Here is a 16,738-nt window from a genome sequence, read left to right on the forward strand (position 1 = left end):
TCTCCTAAATTTCGTCCATGAATGCCGAGAGAAAATCACGCAGACTTTGGTCACGCGCAGCTGCCAGCCGGCGGCCGGTCTCGGTCTGGAACCCTTCCGCCAGTTTGAACAGCTTCGTCTGGAAATGGTCAATGGCATAACGCTTGTCGTCGAGAGGACGGTTCGTTGCCGCCGGGTCGAACGGATCATAGAGCCTGGATCCCATTCGTCCGCCGATATAGAAGCAGCGCGCGACGCCAACCATGCCGATTGCGTCCAGTCGGTCGGCATCCTGCAGGATCTTCGCCTCGATCGTCCGCGGCGTCACCCCGGCGGAGAAACTGTGAGCGGTGACGGCATGCGCCACGGCGCCGATATCCGCCGCGCTCCAGCCGAGTTCGGCCAGGATCACTGAGGCTTTTTCCGCCGCCAACGCCGATGCTTTGGCCCGCAAGGGGGAATTCTTTTCGACCGCGACGCAGTCGTGCAGCAGCACGGCAGCGGCGAGGATGCGTCCGTCTCCGCCTTCGCCCGCATGGATGCGCATGGCGTTTCTGAAGACGCGCAGGATATGGGCGAGATCGTGTGAACCGTCGTCGCCTTCGGCCGCATGCGCAATCAGCGACGCTGCGAGCGTCTCATGAGGGGAGAAGGCTTCGGCCTTGAACATTGCGCCACCTGTTATTGGAGAAAATCGTCCATAGCGCACCGGCCGAAAGCGAGGCTCCCGGGAGGCGGCGCGGCTACGAAGAGCTGCAGAACACGGAGCCGGTTTTGTAGCGGCTTGCCGTGCGAGTCGCAATCACGAGGAGTTCGGCGCTGACCTCAGGAGAAGTCTGTCGCACCGTCGCTTCCCGGCGGCATGGAGAGAAGGTGCGGCACGTCGCGAGCGGGGCGCGGCGGACTGATGTGATAGCCCTGGATCTCGTCGCATTCCTCGCATTGCAGCGCCAGCTGGGCGGCCGTCTCGACGCCTTCGCCGGATTGATATTCGGTTGCAGTGCAGCAGGCGCACGCGCGGTCCGAACCCCGTGTTTTTACATTAAAAACCGCTGAAATATCGGTGATGCTGGCGACAAAGAGCCGATCTGGCAGTCATCCGTTAATGCCCGTCAATCTTTATTAATGAGAAGTTAACAACTTATTGACGCACTGCGCAAATCAGTTTAACCACCGAGTCACTCGTAATTTTCAGCTCTCGTATTGCGTACAAACACCACCGGCAAAAGGCGGTGAATGGAGGTTTGTATGACCCGCACCACATCCGTTTCAGATACTTCATATGCATATCTTGCGACACTTTCGCGGCTCGATTCCAATGGTGACGGCGTGCTCAGCCGCGGCGAACGTGCCGCCGACGAGAAGCCCGGTATCATCAAGCAACTGCTGGAAGACGACACGGCCAGCGACACGCAGCCGAAATTTTCCGGCAGCCTGATTGCGCTGATGATGGACACGCGCGACACCGCCACGACGAGCAGCATTGCCGTTCCCTATCCATTGCAGCAGACTGCGCCGACGACCGGCGATCAATCCGACGATCTTTACCGCAACACCTACGGCCAGTTCGATTTTGACGCCGTCGCCTGACGGCGGCTGAATTCAGGTGATCTGCAAGCCGGCCGTTGGCCGGCTTTTTCGTTGGATGGTCCGCAGAGGAACACCTTCCGGGCTGACACGTTCAGAAGGACAACCGGAGGGAAGGAGATCTCCATGAAAGCCATGCGCATCATCGCCGCCCTGAGCCTGCTTGCGATTGCCCTGCCGGCAGGTGCTCAGGACAAGCAGACGGCGGTCGCCAATTTCGTCGGCAAGGACGGCAAGGAAACCGGCCGCGCCCAGCTGACCGCCGCCGCCAATGGCGGCGTGCTGATCGAAGTGGAGATATCGGGACTGCCGGCGAATAAATGGGTGGCCTTTCATGTTCACGAGACCGGCCGCTGCGATGCGGCCACCCATCACGAATCGGCAGGCGGCCATTTCAACCCGGACTCGGCCGAGCACGGGATTCTGGCGGCCAAGGGACCTCATCCCGGCGATATGCCCAATCAGTATGTCGGACAGGACGGCGTGTTGAGAGCCCAGATATTCGACGCCATGGTGACGCTTGACGGCAAGAAGGATGGCATCCGCGGCCGCGCATTGATGGTGCACGCCAATTCGGACGATTATCGCAGCCAGCCCTCCGGTGATGCCGGGGAGAGACTTGCCTGCGGCGTCGTTCAATAGGCCGACGCCGCCCGCGCAGCAATGTTTCACTGCCGCGTCGGCTTTTCGGCCGTCGCGGTGCCGTTGGACCTCTTTCCCGGCGCGGAATTTGAATCGTCCCGCAAAGCGGCCGGATCGTCCTTTTCGTCGAAGGCAAGTTTTACCCGCTTCACCATGTCACGGCTGACCTGCCACCAGTCAGCGGTCTTTGCCCAGTAGCGCAGCGTTACCGATATTGTGCTGTCACCGAGGCTGTCGATGAAAACGCTGGGTGCCGGTGACGGCAGCACCCTGGGATTGCCCTTGGCAATGCCCATCAACGTCTCCATCGCCAAATCAAGATCATCCTCACGAGAAATGCTGACCTTGAGGTCGTTCTGCCGCGTGGGTTCGCGGCTGAAGTTGGTGATCGGCGTGTTCCACAGCGTCGAATTCGGCGCCAGCCGATAGAGCCCGTCGCCGGTTCTGAGTTCTGTCGCAAACAGCCCGATCTCGCGCACCGTGCCGGCCACGCTGCTGGTCTCGATATATTCGCCGACGCGGAACGGTCTGAGGATCAGCAGCATGATGCCGGCCGCAATATTCTGCAGCGTCCCTTGCAGCGCCAGCCCGATCGCCAGGCCGGCTGCGCCGAGGGCGGCGATGATCGAGGCGGTCTGGACGCCGAATTGGCCGAGCACTGTGATGAACACCAGGATCAGCAGTGCATAGCGGATGACATTGGTGAAGAAGCGCGCCAATGTCTCGTCGATGCCATGGATGCGCGACAGGCCTTCATAGGCCCAGCGGCTGACGAAGCCGGCCAGCGTCCAGCCGACGACGAGCAGGATCACCGCTCCGAGGATGGAGAAGGAATACTGGACTGCGAGCGCGCTTGCCTGGCTGAGCGCCGTGCGGGTGGCAAGAAGGACGTCGGCTGCTTGTTGTTCCATGATTTGGCCCTGCGGATTGTGCGTGGTCGAGGGCAAGATGGAGCGGCCGGCGGCAGCGTCAACCGCAGGCGGCGTCCCGAATCCCAAGCAAGAAGGGCGCATTGCCGTCGGCATCTGCGCCGCGCCCGATTGCCCGTACGGCCGCGACCAGCCGGCCGCCGCGGTCAAGCAAGGTGTCGCCGATCTCGATCAGCCGGGTGTTCGGCGTCGCGAAAGGCGAAGCGGCGCGCAGCCGCCGTGCCAGCTCTTCCTCGCTCTGATCCGGTGCGAGCGACAATGCGGCGATGAGAGCGGCCGCCGGGGATCGCGACACGCCCATCCAGCAATGGATGAGCAGCGGCGTCTCCTGCCGCCACGATGCGGCAAACTCGATAATCCCCTGCACATGCGTTTCATCGGGCGCCACGAGACCGCCGGTGCCCTTGAACGTGATGTCGTTCATTGCAAGCGTCAGGTGGCGCTCGGGCGCGATCACGCCCGGCCGGTGAAAAGCCTGTTCCCTGGCGATCAGGCTGATCATGTCGCGGGCCTTGTGGCGCACCGCCATTTCGGCGATGCGTGACAGCGGCGAGACGACGATGAAGCTCACGATCCCATCTCCCGCTCGGCCTCGATCGCCGTGAAACGCTCGCAGAACAGCCGCTGCGCTTCCACTGCCGGCAGCGGTTCGATCATCAACATTTCCCTGCTGACCCCGCGCGGCTGGCCGAAGAATTTTTGCGCCTCGGCCGGCGTGAAACCGGCAAGCACCGTCGCCTCGAAATAGGCGGCAACCGTGTCGGCCTTCTTGATCCGCTCCTTGAGCTCGCGCGTGGGATGCGGCGGCAGGCCGAAGCGCAGGTGTATGGCCGCCTCCAGCCGCATTTCCACCGTCTTGTAGCCGCCGCCGACCACCGATTTGAACGGCGAGATCATGTCTCCGATCACATATTCCGGCGCGTCGTGCAGCAGCGCCATCAGGCATTCCTCCGGCCGGGCATTGTTGAAGCGGCGGAAAATATCTTCGACGACGAGACTGTGCTGCGCCACCGAAAAAGCATGATCGCCCGATGTCTGGCCGTTCCAGCGGGCGACGCGCGCGAGCCCATGGGCGATGTCGGCGAGTTCGACATCGAGCGGCGAGGGGTCGAGCAGGTCGAGCCTGCGCCCGGACAGCATGCGTTGCCAGGCGCGCGGAGCCTTAGTCGTCACGCGCTGGCCTCGTCGGCGCTGGTGGGGAAGGCAAGGCCGGACCATTGCGGCAGGGTGAGAGAAACCGGTGTTTCGCCGGCCAGCAGCGGCGTGCCTTCCGACATCGCGGCGCCGGCGCGGTCGATGCGCACGATCGCAAGTCCGCTGCCGCCCTCGACGGAACCGAGTGTCCCCACAGGCTTGCCGGCAGCAGTGATCGCAGTGCCCGTCCCGGGCAGAGCCGTTGCGGCGGATACCGTGACGACGCGCCGGCGCGCGGTGCCGCGGTGCTGCATGCGCGAAACCACTTCCTGTCCGACATAGCAGCCCTTTTTGAAGGAGAGGCCGCCGTTCAGATCCATCAGCACGTCATGCGGAAAGGCATCCTGCAGCGCGAAGTCCGATCCCGATATCGCAACGCCGTGGGCGATGCGCAACGCGTCGTAGAGCGCCTCAGCGCCATCACCGTGCCGTCCCGGCTGGCGGGTCAGCGTGATGCCGGCCTTGGCGAAGCGGCTGTCCCGGATGCCTTGGCTGTCCCGGACGCCCTGGCTGTCCCGGACGGCCTCGGCGTCGCTGATGCCATCGGCATCTTCGCCCCAGCAAACGCTGATGCCTTCTTCGGCGACGGGCGCAAGCGTGACGGCGGCCCGCAGCCTGTATATCGTCAGCCGCTTCATGAGCCCGTCACGCTGGCCGGCATCGGTTTCGATCACATAGCCGTCGCCGTCCTGCCAGATCATGAAGTCGAACAGGATCTTGCCCTGCGGCGTCAACAGCGCCCCGGGCCGCGCCTCGTCTGAAGCAAGCGAGGCGATATCGGTGGTGATCAGGTTCTGCAGGAAGGATTGAGCGTCCGCGCCGCCGACGGAGAGCAATGAGCGGTCTTTCAGGAATACGGATGGCATGGCGGAACCTGTCGCGTTGGTCATCGCTCAGAGGTATGACTTCATAAGGTGGATCGCAAGCGCCATGCGGCTTGCGTGGGGGCGTCAGTCGCCTGCCGTGAAGAATTTCCATTTGCCGTCGGGCGTAATGCCGAGGCGGTAGAAATTATATCCGCCGAATTCCTGCATGTCGGAGAGATCGCCGGCGGTGACGATGCGCAGCAGTTCGACGCGCTCCGGCGGCGTCAGCGACTTCAGGTCTTTCTCGGCGAAATAGGGCCAGACATACATGTCTTCGGCTGTGCCCTGGCCGACATGCACGAAGCCGGTCGAGACGATATCGAGCATGATGGCGAGGATTTCGTCCCCATCGGGATCGCCGGAAAGATCCTTCAGCGTGCCGATCGGATCGTCTGTGGGCTCGCCGACGGTCACCTGCGTCTGCTCTGCGCCGGCGCCCATCAGCGGCCGCAGCCGTTCGAGATCGCCGGAGGCGGCCGCTTCGACGATCTGCTGGCGCATCTTGCGCACCGGCTCGGGCGCCTTGCTGATGTCGTGGATCACCTCGACGGGCTTGGAATTGTCCTGCGCGCCCGGCGTTTTGTCGACACCCTGGCTGTTCTGGCTGTTGACCAGCGGATCGGCCATGGGAACGCCGGGGGTTGTGTCGCCCTGCGGCTGGCTCTGCCCCTGGGCGTTTCCCTGTGCCGGCTGATCGTTCGGCTGGCCGGGGATCTTGTGCAGTTCGGAAAGCGCATAGGCCGAGGGCGCAAGGGCGAGACTGCCGGCGGCAAGGCTGAATGCAAGCATCACCGGCGCGAGCGGAATTCGCGAAACTTTCTCTTTACCGATGCGCATCGAACTCTCTGATAAAAATTATTGCAGGGTGCGGTTGGCGGAGAATTCGCCGGCAAGCATACGGTCGCGCAGCGAATCGAGCAGAGCTTCGGCGCTGCTTTCCCCATGCAATCTAATGGTCTCGCGCAGTGCATGCGCGATGGCGGCATCAGCGATGATCTCAGGCTCGATCCCGTCAGCCATGCCGTCGGCCCAAGCCTCGTTCTGGTACTCCAGAGCCGCCTGCATCTTTTCGTGGACGATCATGTCGTCGATCTCGTTGAGGCTTGCTTCCATTGTCTTTTCCTCAGAACTTCTCATCTCTTACTGCACCGTTAACAACACTAACAGCCTTTTCCCAAAACGACACGTCCGCATGCGAAAACAGGTTAATTAAACGTCAATTTCCAAAGCGCGAGGTAATTTCTGTGGCAAGTGTTGCACCTTCGTTACGGTAGCGCTCTTCTGCCACGATGGCCGCCGGGGTGCAATCCGTATAGACCGAGGCGAAGGCGCGATAGCCGCGATTGAAGGCTGCAGTGAGCCTTTCCTTGCGTGGCGGTTCGTTGCCGGCCTCCGAATCGAGCAGCTGCTGCATGCCCTTTCGCCACTCATCACCGCCCGCCGCCTTGCAGAGGGTTCTCAGATAATGCACCGAACCCAGCACTTCAGCGAGCCGCGCCAGTTTGTCGTCATAGGGTACGATCGCGGCCGGCGGCGCAATCTCCTCCTCCTGTGGAGGCGGCGTGTTCTTGCCCTGAGCCATGGTGGGGCCGGCGAGCACGAGCAGGGACAGGACAACGCGTCGAACGGGAATCATGCTCCCAGTTGATACGTTGAGCATGACGGCAACAAGGCGCGCTTGAAAGTTTCCACTTCTATTCGCCGCCCGCCAGAGCATGATGCCGAAAAGTGTCAGCGGTTTTCGGATGACATCATGCTCTAACTTTAATTCAGAATAGGATGATTATCGGCCGGTTGGCCTATAATCATCCTGTGCCAGCCGTTCCGCGCATTCGAGCACGCTCTGCGGCACGGGCAGTCGCCGAATCTCATCCACCGTGTACCAGCCCAGCGCCGCTGCATCGTCGGCGGCCTCCGCCACCATGTCCCGGTCGGCCTCGACCCGAAAGACCGACAGGAAGAAATGGCTCTTGATGCTGCCGTCCGGCCCATGCGTCTTCAGGTCATAGGTCGAAAACAGCCGCGGATTATGTGCCGGGATGCCGGTTTCCTCGCGGAATTCCCGCAGCGCCGTCTGCTCCGGCGTTTCGCCCGGCTCGGCGCGCCCACCTGGAAAGGCATACATGTCGGCGGAAGGCGGGTTGCGTCGCAACACCAGCAGGAATCGCCCGTCGCGTTCGAGAATGGCGGAGGAGGCGGCTTTGGCGGTGGAGATCATAAGACTGCCCTCGTTGTGACGATCGATTCTATCGCATGGACCGATTGTTGCATGCCGCCGCTGCCTGGCTTCCGCAATTTTCGTGTGGGCCGGCTCGGAAGACAAGGCCCGGAAGGCGGTGCAGCGGTTCCCGAGATGAAGCCATGTGTGCGACAAAGATTCCAGCGCTTTAGCTTTTTGGTCGCGGCATGTTCTTGAAAACCGCTGCACAGTCTTGCGCGGCATGCTCCGGGTGCCTTGACCGGACTCGGACCGGGTGCAAAGACAGGCCGATGTGTGGACGTTTCGCCCTGACAAGTTCCAGCGCAGAGCTGAGCAATTTCCTCTCCGGCGTCGATCTCGACGATTTTCCGGCGCGCTACAACATCGCCCCGACGCAGCCGATCCTCGTCGTCATAGCAGGCGAGGGCAGGGAGCGAGGCAGCAACCTGGCCGACCGGCGCGCGGTGCTGGTGCGCTGGGGTTTCACCCCGGCCTGGGTCAAGGACCCGAAGGAATTTCCGCTGCTGATCAATGCGCGCGCCGAGACGGCGATCGGCAAAGCCTCGTTTCGGGCGGCGATGCGTCATCGCCGCGTGCTCATTCCGGCCTCGGGTTTTTATGAATGGCATCGTCCGCCGAAGGAGAGCGGCGGCAAGCCGCAGGCCTATTGGATCAGGCCGCGCCACGGCGGGATCGTCGCCTTTGCCGGGCTGATGGAAACCTGGTCCTCGGCCGATGGCTCGGAGGTCGATACCGGCGCGATCCTGACGACGTCGGCCAATGCGGGCATCTCGGCGATCCACGATCGCATGCCTGTCGTCATCAAGCCGGAGGACTTCTCGCGCTGGCTCGATTGCAGGACGCAGGAACCGCGTGAGGTGGCCGACCTGACGCAGCCCGTTCAGGACGATTTCTTCGAGGCCGTACCGGTCTCCGACAAGGTCAACAAGGTTGCCAATATGGGGCCTGATCTGCAGGAGCCGGTCGTCATCGAACGGCCGCTCAAGGCACTCGAGAAGCAAAGGCCGAATAACGGCCAGCTCAGCTTTTTCTGACACGCTATCGGCCGCTTCCGGCACGGCGGCCTGTTCGGCTCATTCGCGATGTCACGGCATGTCGCGCAAAAAGCGTGTAGCGGTTTTGCGGCAACGACATGCCTGAGAACAAAGACCTATAGCGCAAGAAACGAATCCGCAAGATCACGACGCTTTAGAAACATGCCGCAGTCTTGGGGCAACGGCATGTCGGAAACTGGAAGGTGAAGCGCAGGTGACGGCAGTTCGAAGCTCGGCGCTTCAGGCGGATTTCTTGACGCTCTCCGGCTTGTTCTTTGCCATCAGCGATGCCGCGGCAACGGCCTTGAGGCCGACGGGGCGATAGTTGGCGGCGAGGTCCGGCTTGGCCGTCTGCTGTTCGCCGGTACTGCTCTTCTTCGAAGTCACGGATACTCTCCTTTACGTGGTTCTTCCCTGGATATTTTATTTTTGCAGTTTCGCCAGAAATAGCGACAAATCGGCGGCGTCGCTTATCAGGAATTGTGAACGCCCACCATAATTCGCGAGGCTTAACTGAAGCCTACGTTGGTTAATACTTACTGAAAGAAGCGGTTCCAAAAAAACTGCACAGCCGTTTTCCCCGGGGAAGCTCATGGCTTCCCCGGAAGAAGCGCACGTTTTCCGGGAATCTGCGAGAACGAGGGGAGCAGCATTTCCAGGGGAGAGAGGCCAGGAAATGCTGGAAGGTCAGATGTGACGGCCGATATCGTCGTCGCCGACGCCGGGCTCCTCGATCGTCAGCGTCCCATATTTCCGCCGCCATTTCCGCGCGCCGAAGGGAAGCGATACAAGGTAGGCGGCAACGGTAAACACCATCACCTCCCAGGTGTAGCTCATCAGCAGAGCCACATAGAGTACGACGCCGAGCATCATCGGCAGCACGAGATCGCGCCGCAGCCGGTTGCCATCCGATTTGCCCGACCAGACCGGCAGCCGGCTGATCAGCAGGAAGGCGATCACGACGGTATAGATCGACGAGAGATAGGCGAAGGTGCGGTCCGTCGCGAGTCCGAGGAAGCCGAGATAGACCGGCAGCAGCACCAGCATGGCGCCGGCCGGCGCCGGCACGCCGACGAAATATTCCGACTGCCAGCTCGCCTTGTTCTCGCGTTCGGCCATGACGTTGAAGCGGGCAAGACGAAGCCCGGCGGCGATCGCATAGATCAGGGCGGCGATCCAGCCGAGCGAGCGCGCCTGGTCGAGCGCGAAGACATAGACGACGAGGGCGGGTGCGACGCCGAAATTGACGATGTCGGCAAGCGAATCCATCTGCGCCCCGAACTTCGAGGTCGCCTTCATCAGCCGTGCGACGCGCCCGTCGATGCCGTCGAGGAAGGCGGCGACGAGCACCATGGCGACGGCGAGCTCGTAGCGATTCTCGAAAGCAAGCCGGATGCCGGTCAGCCCGGCGCAGATCGCCAGAATGGTGATGAGGTTCGGAAAGACGAGACGGAGCGGGATTTCGCGCAGACGCGGGCCGCGGGCGGAATCATCCGGACCATTGGGCTCGAAGGGCGGAAAAGGCGTTTCCATATCGCGTTCCAATCTAAACCTAGCTGCGGCGGCTGATGACGGGACCCTTGGCGGAGGCGAATTCGGCGATGACGGTTTCTCCGGCGATCGCCGTCTGGCCGAGCGAGACACGTGGCGCCGCACCGGCGGGCAGGAAGACGTCGAGCCGGGAGCCGAAACGGATCAGCCCGAAGCGCTCGCCGGCATCGACCGGCTCGTTGGGGTTTACCCAGCAGAGGATACGCCGCGCCACGAGACCGGCGATCTGGACGACGCCGATCTGGCCGTGGCGGGTTTCGATCACCAGGCCGTTGCGCTCATTGTCCTCGCTGGCCTTGTCGAGCTCGGCGTTGACGAAGCTGCCGGAGCGGTAGTTGATGCTGACGATGCGCCCGCGCATCGGCGCCCGGTTCACATGGCAGTTGAAGACATTCATGAACACCGAGATGCGCAGCATCGGCTCGGAGCCGAGGTCGAGCTCGGCCGGCGGGGTCACCATCTGGATCGCCGAGACCCTGCCGTCGGCGGGAGAAATCACCAGATCGTCGTCCTGCGGGGTCACGCGCTCGGGATCGCGAAAGAAATAGGCGCACCACAGCGTGAAGATCATGCCGATCCAGAAGAGTGGCTTGAAGATCCATCCGAGGATCAGCGATGCGACGAAGAAGGCGGCCACGAAGGGATAACCCTCCTTGTGCACGGGGACGATCGTGTTGCGAACCGTGTTGAACAGGCTCATGGCTGCCGGTCTCCTTGCGTTGTCGTTTTTTGCTGGTTAGCGAAAAACCGCCTCCGGGGCAATGCTGCGGCCTCGACCCCCGTTCGACTGCCGGGGTTCTGAACAACAAAAGCCTGTACCGGCGTCTGGTTCCCCAATCAGTTGGCCGGCGCAAGCCGCGCGATCACGCCCATATCGTCGCTTTCGCGCACCTGTTTCAGGTGCTCCTCGGCCTGTGTGGCCTCGCGCTGGCGGTTCCACATCGAGGCATAGAGACCGTTTTGATCAAGCAATGCGGCATGCGTTCCGCGCTCGGCGATCTCGCCGCTTTTCAGCACGATGATCTCGTCAGCGCTGATGACGGTGGACAGCCGGTGGGCGATGACCAGCGTCGTCCGGTTTTTCGAAACCACGTCGAGCGCCGTCTGGATTTCCCGTTCCGTCGTCGTGTCGAGCGCCGAGGTCGCCTCGTCGAGGATGAGAATCGGCGGCGCCTTGAGGATGGTGCGGGCGATCGCCACCCGCTGCTTCTCGCCGCCCGAAAGCTTGAGCCCGCGCTCGCCGACTTTGGTTTCGAAACCCTCTGGCAGCATTTCGATGAAATGCGCGATCTGCGCCACCTCGGCCGCGGCAAAGACCTCGCTATCGCTGGCCGACGTGCGGCCGTAGCGGATGTTGTAGGCAACGGTGTCGTTGAAGAGCACGGTATCCTGCGGCACCATGCCGATCACCGAGCGCAGGCTCTTCTGCGTCACCGTGCGGATATCCTGGCCGTCGACCGTGATCGTGCCGCTCTGGATATCGTAGAAACGATAGAGCAGCCGCGACAGCGTCGATTTGCCCGCACCCGACGGGCCGACGACGGCGACCGTCTTGCCGGCCGGCACGTCGAAGGAAATCCCCTTGAGGATCGGACGGGCCGGGTCGTAGGCGAAGTGCACGTCCTTGAAGGAGATCGCGCCCTGGCCGATCCTGAGTTCTGTCGCATCGGGCGCGTCCTTGACCTCGGCCTTCACCTCCAGGAGATCGAACATCTGCTCGATATCCGTCAGCCCCTGGCGGATTTCGCGGTAGACGAAGCCGATGAAATTGAGCGGCGCGGAAAGCTGCAGCAGCATCGAATTGACGAAGACGAAATCGCCGACCGTCTGCTCGCCGCGCTGGACGGCCAGCGCCGACAGCACCAGCATGATCGTCGTGCCGATGCCGAAGATGACGCCCTGGCCGAAGTTCAGCCAGCCGAGCGAGGTCCAGACATCGGTCGCCGCCTTCTCGTAGCGCTCCATCGATTTGTCGAAACGCTTGGCTTCCATCTCCTCGTTGCCGAAATATTTGACGGTTTCGAAGTTGAGGAGGGAGTCGATCGCCTTGGTGTTGGCGTCGGTGTCGCTGTCGTTCATCGACCGGCGGATGGCGATGCGCCAGTCGGATGCACGGATCGTGAACCAGATATAGGCCCAGACCGTAAAGGCGGTGACGGCGAGATAGGAAAATCCGTAACCCCACCAGAAGATCGCAGCCGTCAGCAGGAATTCGATGACGGTCGGGACCGAGTTGAGGATCGTGAAGCGCACGATCGTCTCGATGCCCTTGGTGCCGCGCTCGATGATGCGGGAGAGACCGCCGGTCTTGCGTTCCAGATGGAAGCGCAGCGACAGCTCGTGCATGTGCACGAAGGTCCTGTAGGCGAGCTGGCGCACCGCATGTTGCCCGACGCTGGCAAACAGCGCGTCGCGCAGCTGGTTGAGGCCGAGTTGGATCAGCCGGGTGACGTTATAGGCGATGACAAGCGCGATCGCGCCGGCAAGCAGCGGCGGCACGGTGCCGGCCAGATCCATCCTGCCGTTCAGCGCGTCAGTCGACCATTTGAAGAAATAGGGGACGAGCAGCAGGACGAACTTGGAGATCAGCAGATAAACCGAGGCCCAGACGACGCGCATCTTGAGGTCGGGCCGGCCGGCCGGCCACATATAGGGCCAGAGGTTGAGAAGCGTGCTGAGCAGGTGGGATTCCGAGACAGTTTTGCCGTTTGCCATGCGTGTCTCCAGCCCGGTCGGGATTGCCGTGGTCGCCTGTATCGATGCTGGCAAAGCGCGAGCGGGACGTGCTCGAAAGCGTTTCCCTGTCACCGCCAGATAGGGTGCCGGGCGGATGAATACAACAAATGCAGGGTTCAGGAAAAGCCGGGCCGGGCGGTTATCCCGCCCGGCCCGATCATGGTGTTCTGATATGTTTAGAGATGCCGGTCGGAAAGACGTTTGCGGTGCAGTTCCTCGGCATTCGGCAAGGCATCCTTCGGCAGGCCGAAGATCTGGCCGGGGCGGATGCGGTCGGGATCGATGATCTTGTCCTCGTTGGCGATGTAGATCGTCGTGTAGCGCACGCCAAGGCCATAGGTCCGGCGCGAGATCTGCCACAGCGTGTCGCCGCGGCGAATGATGACCGCTGCGTTGTCGGCCGTCAGCGGCGCCTGTTCGATCGTCTTCGGCTGGTCGCCGGCAGCCTCGTTGGCAGCCGGTGCCGCGGATGCGGGTGCCGCCGGCGCGGGTGCTGCGGTGAGTTCGGCGATCAGCGCGCCGAGCCGGTCGAGCGTGGCGCCGACCGACTTCGCGTCTTGCGGCAGCCCCTGCAGGATTTTCAACGCACTGGAAGCGGTCTGCGAGGCAGCGCCGGAGGCTTGCTTCAAGGGGTCGGACGCATCGGCGGCCGGACGGAAGTCGGCGAGCGAGCGCAGCGCGAATTCCGTCGCCGAGCGTGCTGCCGCAAGCTGTTCGGCGCCCGGCAGCTTGCCATCGGCAAACAGCCCCTTCAGCAAGCCGAAGGCTTTGCCGGCCTCGGCCTTGCGCTTGCCGAGCTCACCTTCGTCAAGCGGCACCATCGACGAAGCCCCGTTCACGTCGACGGGACCGGATTGAGCGGCAACCCTCACTTGATCGCCTGCCGGGCGATTGAAATTCACTGCCGCGCGCACGATCACCTTGCCCGCGGGGTCGACGACATCGACGCGAATCTTGTGGTCGCCGACCGAGAGCGCCATCACGCCGTCGATAACGAAATGTCCGTCGGCACCGGCTGTGTCCTGGCCGACCAGATTGTCGTCGGCATAACCGAGGACCTTGGCGTTGGCGCGCGCCGTGCCGGCGATGAAGATCTTGTTGCCTTCGATCTCGACGGCGTTGACCATCACGTCAGGCGCGGTGGCCTTGTCGGTTTCGGCCGCGCCGGGAACGGCCGGGGCTGTTGCCGTGCCGCCGGCGGCGGCATTGGGCAGGCCAGGCGTCTGCAGCGCCAGCTCACCGCTCGGTGCAGCTGTCGCGGCCGGGGCATCGGCTGCCGCGGTCACGCCGGTTGCCGGCTTGTCCGTTGGCGCCACCGCCGGATTGGAGGCGTCGGCGACTTCGGTTCCGCCCGTCGGCGCCGTGATGATGCGGCTTGCTGTGCCGGGCTTGGAGACCATGGCGAGCAGGTTGGCGCCATTGCCGTCCTTGGGCACGGAAACGGTCGCGACCTCTTCGGAAAGCGTGGTCTTGCCATCCTTGCCCGTCACCTTCAGCACGAGCTGGTGGTCGCCGGCCGGAAGCGGATTGTCGAGGACAGCGGCGAAATCGCCGCTCGGACCGACATCTGCCGTCGTCACGACCTTTTCACCGTCGAGCACTTCGAGCTTGCCGTTCGGCTCGGCGGAACCGGCGATGACGGTCGAACCGTCAGGCTCGACGCGCAGGACGTCGAAGGCGGGAAGTTTCGGGCCGGCATTCGCCGCCGCGGCAGGGGCCGGCTCGGCTGCGCCGGTCAGCGCAGCCTCGGCCCTGGCGATTGCGGCAAGCGCATCGGTGATGTTTTCAGGCAGCGACTGCACGATGGCGAGCGCCTTGGCGCCACCTTCTTTGGCCTTCGTGGCAACGGCTTGCGTTGCGGGATCGACGCCCTCGGGAATGGTGAAGCCGGCAAGTGCGGTGAGCGCATTGATCGTCTTGGTCTTGGCGGCGGTGAAGACATCGATGGCCGGGCCTTTGCCGTCGGCAAACAGCGCCTTGAGCTCGCCGAGCGCTACACCGGCATCGGCTGAAAGACGGCCCAGCTGATCAGCTACCGCAGCAGGGGAGCGCGATGTCTTTGCCGCTTCGTTAACCGTGTTCTTGAGCTCCGTGCTCGCCTGGTTGATAGCGTCGCCGACTTTGGTTGCATCGCCGCTAATGCGCGGCATGACAAAGAGCACCATCAGTAAGATTGCGGATACGAGCACTGCAAGGGCCAGCAAGCCGGCACGGTTCTTCATCATTATGTCTCCCAAGGCGGCAATTTGCCGTAGTACCGAAAATTGCTAGCGATTCCCGTTGCTTTTCACAAGCATTCAAAGCAATTAGACAAGCTAGGCACGCTGCTTTTCAGTCAATTTTCTTGACTGCATTGAAATGAAATAGTTGTTTCGCCTCCATGACCGAACAATCTGTATCGATTCGATCCATCTGCGTTTACTGCGGCTCAAGGCCCGGACGCGATCCTTCCCACATGGCGGCCGGGCGCGCTCTCGGAAGAGAGATCGCCGAATACGGCCTGCGCCTCGTCTATGGCGGGGGTACCAAAGGCATCATGGGCGCGGTTGCAAGCGGGGTGCTTTCAGGCGGCGGTCAGGTCACGGGCATCATCCCGGAGTTCCTGATCGATATGGAAGCGACTCGCCATTCGCTCGGTCAGCTCAACGAACTCATTGTAACCCCTGACATGCATGCGCGCAAACATACGATGTTCGAGCGCTCCGATGCCTTCGTCGCGCTGCCCGGCGGCATCGGCACGCTGGAGGAGATCGTCGAGATCATGACCTGGGCGCAGCTCGGCCGCCATGAGAAGCCGATGGTCTTTGCCAACATCAACGGTTTCTGGGATCCGATGATGGAACTGCTGCGCCATATGACCGACGAAGGTTTCCTGCACACCGCCCACCGGGTGCAGCCGCTCATCGTCGACGACGTTTCCGGCATCATACCGGCGATCATGGCCCAGGCAGCCCAGCTCGCCGCCGATCGCGACGGCGAGGACGCGGTAATTTCGAAAATGTGAGGTAGGTTCCCCGCGGGTTCAGCGCCCGCGGCTCCCCGTCAGCATCGACCAGCTATAGAAGAACAGCCCGGCCCAGATCAGCGGAAAGGCGATCATGCGCGCCGTGCTCAGCGGCTCGCGAAAGGCGAAGACGGCGATCAGGAAGATCATCGTCGGCGCGATATACTGCATGATGCCGATCGTCGAAAGTTTCAGCAGCTTTGCGCCGTTGGCATAGATCATCAGCGGCACGGCAGTGACGACGCCGCAGCCGAGCAGCATGGTCGTATCGGCAAGGCCGGTGCGGTAGAAATGGCCGAGGCCGCTGCTGAATTCGAGATAGAGGATGTAGACGAGGGCCGGCCCGCTGAGGATCAGAACCTCGAGGAAGAAACCCTGATTGGGTCCGAGCGGCAGCGTCTTGCGGAGCAGAGCATAGAAACCCCAGCTGACGGCCAGCGTCAGCGCCACCCACGGAATGCCGCCGCTGTCGAATGCGAGAATGGCGACGGCAAGCGCGGCAAGCGCGATCGCCGCGATCTGCAGCGGCTGCAGCTTCTCCTTGAGGAGCACTGCGCCGAGAAAGATGCTGAACAGCGGATTGATGAAATAGCCAAGTGCTGCATCGAGCGAGTGGCCGGCGCCGATCGCCCAGACATAGGTGCCCCAGTTGACGGTGATCAGCGACGCCGTCAGCGCCCCCATGGCGAGCATACGCGGTGAACGCAGCGCTGCGCCGATATCTCCGGTACGCCCGAGCAGGATCAACACGATGCCGGCCAGCGGCAGCGACCAGACGATGCGGTGGGCGATGACTTCGGCCGGCGGGATATGCGCCAGCGCCTTCATGTAGAACGGCAGGAAGCCCCAGAGCAGATAGGCCGTCAGCGCGAAGGCAAAACCGCGCGGACTGTCTTCGTTCTTGGCCAGCGGAACGGATACATCGGTCGACATCGGCGTGTTTCCATCTTTGTTCTTCTTCTGATCCGGCCTAGCTTAAGCGCCGTGAATAGGCC

The 16,738-nt window shown here is 62.6% G+C and carries 19 protein-coding genes; 4 read left to right on the forward strand and 15 right to left on the reverse strand.

Translation table 11 applies throughout. The annotated features are described in order from the left end of the window. Positions 1–4 precede the first annotated feature (4 nt). Entirely contained in the window at positions 5–649 is a 645-nt protein-coding gene (locus CO671_RS13460; protein ID WP_097606363.1) for an HD domain-containing protein, read from the reverse strand. Positions 650–1,227: 578 nt separating this feature from the next. Here CO671_RS13460 and CO671_RS13465 point away from each other — a divergent pair. Together CO671_RS13465 and CO671_RS13470 are read left to right on the forward strand one after the other, a co-directional pair. Then, entirely contained in the window at positions 1,228–1,569 is a 342-nt protein-coding gene (locus CO671_RS13465; RefSeq protein ID WP_010030226.1) for a hypothetical protein, read from the forward strand. A 123-nt stretch (positions 1,570–1,692) separates the two neighbouring features. Further along, positions 1,693–2,208, forward strand: coding sequence for a superoxide dismutase family protein (locus CO671_RS13470; RefSeq protein ID WP_010030227.1), 516 nt, complete (start codon positions 1,693–1,695; stop codon positions 2,206–2,208). A 26-nt stretch (positions 2,209–2,234) separates the two neighbouring features. On the opposite strand, the gene CO671_RS13475 is transcribed toward CO671_RS13470, so the two are convergent. The 8 genes from CO671_RS13475 to CO671_RS13510 all read right to left on the reverse strand — a co-directional run bounded on the left by CO671_RS13475 (position 2,235) and on the right by CO671_RS13510 (position 7,415). Continuing rightward, a complete protein-coding gene (locus CO671_RS13475; protein ID WP_097606508.1) occupies positions 2,235–3,119 on the reverse strand; it encodes a mechanosensitive ion channel domain-containing protein in 885 nt (294 codons plus the stop codon). 58 nt (positions 3,120–3,177) lie between these two features. Beyond that, positions 3,178–3,708, reverse strand: coding sequence for a tyrosine phosphatase family protein (locus CO671_RS13480; protein ID WP_010029698.1), 531 nt, complete (start codon positions 3,706–3,708; stop codon positions 3,178–3,180). After that, on the reverse strand, positions 3,705–4,277 hold the full coding sequence (locus CO671_RS13485) for an HD family hydrolase (protein ID WP_097606364.1): 573 nt from the start codon (positions 4,275–4,277) through the stop codon (positions 3,705–3,707). The genes CO671_RS13480 and CO671_RS13485 overlap by 4 nt, the downstream gene beginning before the upstream one ends. Positions 4,278–4,306: 29 nt before the next feature. Then, the gene (locus CO671_RS13490) at positions 4,307–5,197 is read right to left on the reverse strand and encodes a folate-binding protein YgfZ (RefSeq protein ID WP_097606509.1); all 891 of its coding nucleotides are present in this window, start codon (positions 5,195–5,197) and stop codon (positions 4,307–4,309) included. An 84-nt stretch (positions 5,198–5,281) separates the two neighbouring features. After that, positions 5,282–6,034, reverse strand: coding sequence for a hypothetical protein (locus CO671_RS13495; RefSeq protein WP_097606365.1), 753 nt, complete (start codon positions 6,032–6,034; stop codon positions 5,282–5,284). Between the two features lie 18 nt (positions 6,035–6,052). Then, on the reverse strand, positions 6,053–6,310 hold the full coding sequence (locus tag CO671_RS13500; protein ID WP_004675135.1) for a hypothetical protein: 258 nt from the start codon (positions 6,308–6,310) through the stop codon (positions 6,053–6,055). Between the two features lie 103 nt (positions 6,311–6,413). Beyond that, entirely contained in the window at positions 6,414–6,857 is a 444-nt protein-coding gene (locus CO671_RS13505; RefSeq protein WP_170964982.1) for a TIGR02301 family protein, read from the reverse strand. Positions 6,858–6,980: 123 nt separating this feature from the next. Continuing rightward, the gene (locus CO671_RS13510; protein ID WP_097606366.1) at positions 6,981–7,415 is read right to left on the reverse strand and encodes an NUDIX domain-containing protein; all 435 of its coding nucleotides are present in this window, start codon (positions 7,413–7,415) and stop codon (positions 6,981–6,983) included. 272 nt (positions 7,416–7,687) lie between these two features. On the opposite strand from CO671_RS13510, the gene CO671_RS13515 reads away from it, so the two are divergent. Continuing rightward, complete coding sequence (locus tag CO671_RS13515) at positions 7,688–8,452, forward strand: SOS response-associated peptidase (RefSeq protein WP_097606367.1); 765 nt, start codon at positions 7,688–7,690, stop codon at positions 8,450–8,452. Positions 8,453–8,692: 240 nt separating this feature from the next. Here CO671_RS13515 and CO671_RS33730 read toward each other — a convergent pair whose 3' ends face one another. The 5 genes from CO671_RS33730 to CO671_RS13535 all read right to left on the reverse strand — a co-directional run bounded on the left by CO671_RS33730 (position 8,693) and on the right by CO671_RS13535 (position 14,964). Beyond that, entirely contained in the window at positions 8,693–8,839 is a 147-nt protein-coding gene (locus CO671_RS33730; RefSeq protein WP_010028596.1) for a hypothetical protein, read from the reverse strand. A gap of 300 nt (positions 8,840–9,139) precedes the next feature. Beyond that, positions 9,140–9,985, reverse strand: a complete 846-nt coding sequence (gene pssA, locus CO671_RS13520; protein WP_097606368.1) for a CDP-diacylglycerol--serine O-phosphatidyltransferase — start codon at positions 9,983–9,985, stop codon at positions 9,140–9,142. 19 nt (positions 9,986–10,004) lie between these two features. Beyond that, positions 10,005–10,703: a phosphatidylserine decarboxylase gene (locus CO671_RS13525; RefSeq protein WP_097580275.1), complete on the reverse strand. Its 699-nt coding sequence runs from the start codon at positions 10,701–10,703 to the stop codon at positions 10,005–10,007. 137 nt (positions 10,704–10,840) lie between these two features. After that, the gene (locus CO671_RS13530) at positions 10,841–12,718 is read right to left on the reverse strand and encodes an ABC transporter ATP-binding protein/permease (RefSeq protein ID WP_097606369.1); all 1,878 of its coding nucleotides are present in this window, start codon (positions 12,716–12,718) and stop codon (positions 10,841–10,843) included. 197 nt (positions 12,719–12,915) lie between these two features. Continuing rightward, the gene (locus tag CO671_RS13535; RefSeq protein ID WP_097606370.1) at positions 12,916–14,964 is read right to left on the reverse strand and encodes a LysM peptidoglycan-binding domain-containing protein; all 2,049 of its coding nucleotides are present in this window, start codon (positions 14,962–14,964) and stop codon (positions 12,916–12,918) included. Positions 14,965–15,119: 155 nt separating this feature from the next. Here CO671_RS13535 and CO671_RS13540 point away from each other — a divergent pair, with 155 nt between their 5' ends. Next, a complete protein-coding gene (locus CO671_RS13540) occupies positions 15,120–15,743 on the forward strand; it encodes a TIGR00730 family Rossman fold protein (RefSeq protein ID WP_097606371.1) in 624 nt (207 codons plus the stop codon). An 18-nt stretch (positions 15,744–15,761) separates the two neighbouring features. Here CO671_RS13540 and rarD read toward each other — a convergent pair whose 3' ends face one another. Beyond that, positions 15,762–16,676 carry an EamA family transporter RarD gene (gene rarD, locus CO671_RS13545; protein WP_097606372.1) on the reverse strand — a complete coding sequence of 305 codons (915 nt, stop codon included), beginning with the start codon at positions 16,674–16,676 and terminating at the stop codon, positions 15,762–15,764. Positions 16,677–16,738: the final 62 nt, after the last annotated feature.

This window comes from Rhizobium sp. M10, assembly GCF_002531955.1.
GTDB classification, from domain to species: domain Bacteria; phylum Pseudomonadota; class Alphaproteobacteria; order Rhizobiales; family Rhizobiaceae; genus Rhizobium; species Rhizobium etli_C.

Excerpts from the sequence above, each read along its gene's own strand:
- CO671_RS13460 (WP_097606363.1), bottom strand. The coding sequence starts at position 649 with ATGTTCAAGGCCGAAGCCTTCTCCCCTCATGAGACGCTCGCAGCGTCG.
- CO671_RS13465 (WP_010030226.1), top strand. The coding sequence starts at position 1,228 with ATGACCCGCACCACATCCGTTTCAGATACTTCATATGCATATCTTGCG.
- CO671_RS13470 (WP_010030227.1), top strand. The coding sequence starts at position 1,693 with ATGAAAGCCATGCGCATCATCGCCGCCCTGAGCCTGCTTGCGATTGCC.
- CO671_RS13475 (WP_097606508.1), bottom strand. The coding sequence starts at position 3,119 with ATGGAACAACAAGCAGCCGACGTCCTTCTTGCCACCCGCACGGCGCTC.
- CO671_RS13485 (WP_097606364.1), bottom strand. The coding sequence starts at position 4,277 with ATGCTGTCCGGGCGCAGGCTCGACCTGCTCGACCCCTCGCCGCTCGAT.
- CO671_RS13490 (WP_097606509.1), bottom strand. The coding sequence starts at position 5,197 with ATGCCATCCGTATTCCTGAAAGACCGCTCATTGCTCTCCGTCGGCGGC.
- CO671_RS13495 (WP_097606365.1), bottom strand. The coding sequence starts at position 6,034 with ATGCGCATCGGTAAAGAGAAAGTTTCGCGAATTCCGCTCGCGCCGGTG.
- CO671_RS13500 (WP_004675135.1), bottom strand. The coding sequence starts at position 6,310 with ATGGAAGCAAGCCTCAACGAGATCGACGACATGATCGTCCACGAAAAG.
- CO671_RS13505 (WP_170964982.1), bottom strand. The coding sequence starts at position 6,857 with ATGCTCAACGTATCAACTGGGAGCATGATTCCCGTTCGACGCGTTGTC.
- CO671_RS13510 (WP_097606366.1), bottom strand. The coding sequence starts at position 7,415 with ATGATCTCCACCGCCAAAGCCGCCTCCTCCGCCATTCTCGAACGCGAC.
- CO671_RS13515 (WP_097606367.1), top strand. The coding sequence starts at position 7,688 with ATGTGTGGACGTTTCGCCCTGACAAGTTCCAGCGCAGAGCTGAGCAAT.
- pssA (WP_097606368.1), bottom strand. The coding sequence starts at position 9,985 with ATGGAAACGCCTTTTCCGCCCTTCGAGCCCAATGGTCCGGATGATTCC.
- CO671_RS13525 (WP_097580275.1), bottom strand. The coding sequence starts at position 10,703 with ATGAGCCTGTTCAACACGGTTCGCAACACGATCGTCCCCGTGCACAAG.
- CO671_RS13530 (WP_097606369.1), bottom strand. The coding sequence starts at position 12,718 with ATGGCAAACGGCAAAACTGTCTCGGAATCCCACCTGCTCAGCACGCTT.
- CO671_RS13535 (WP_097606370.1), bottom strand. The coding sequence starts at position 14,964 with ATGATGAAGAACCGTGCCGGCTTGCTGGCCCTTGCAGTGCTCGTATCC.
- CO671_RS13540 (WP_097606371.1), top strand. The coding sequence starts at position 15,120 with ATGACCGAACAATCTGTATCGATTCGATCCATCTGCGTTTACTGCGGC.
- rarD (WP_097606372.1), bottom strand. The coding sequence starts at position 16,676 with ATGTCGACCGATGTATCCGTTCCGCTGGCCAAGAACGAAGACAGTCCG.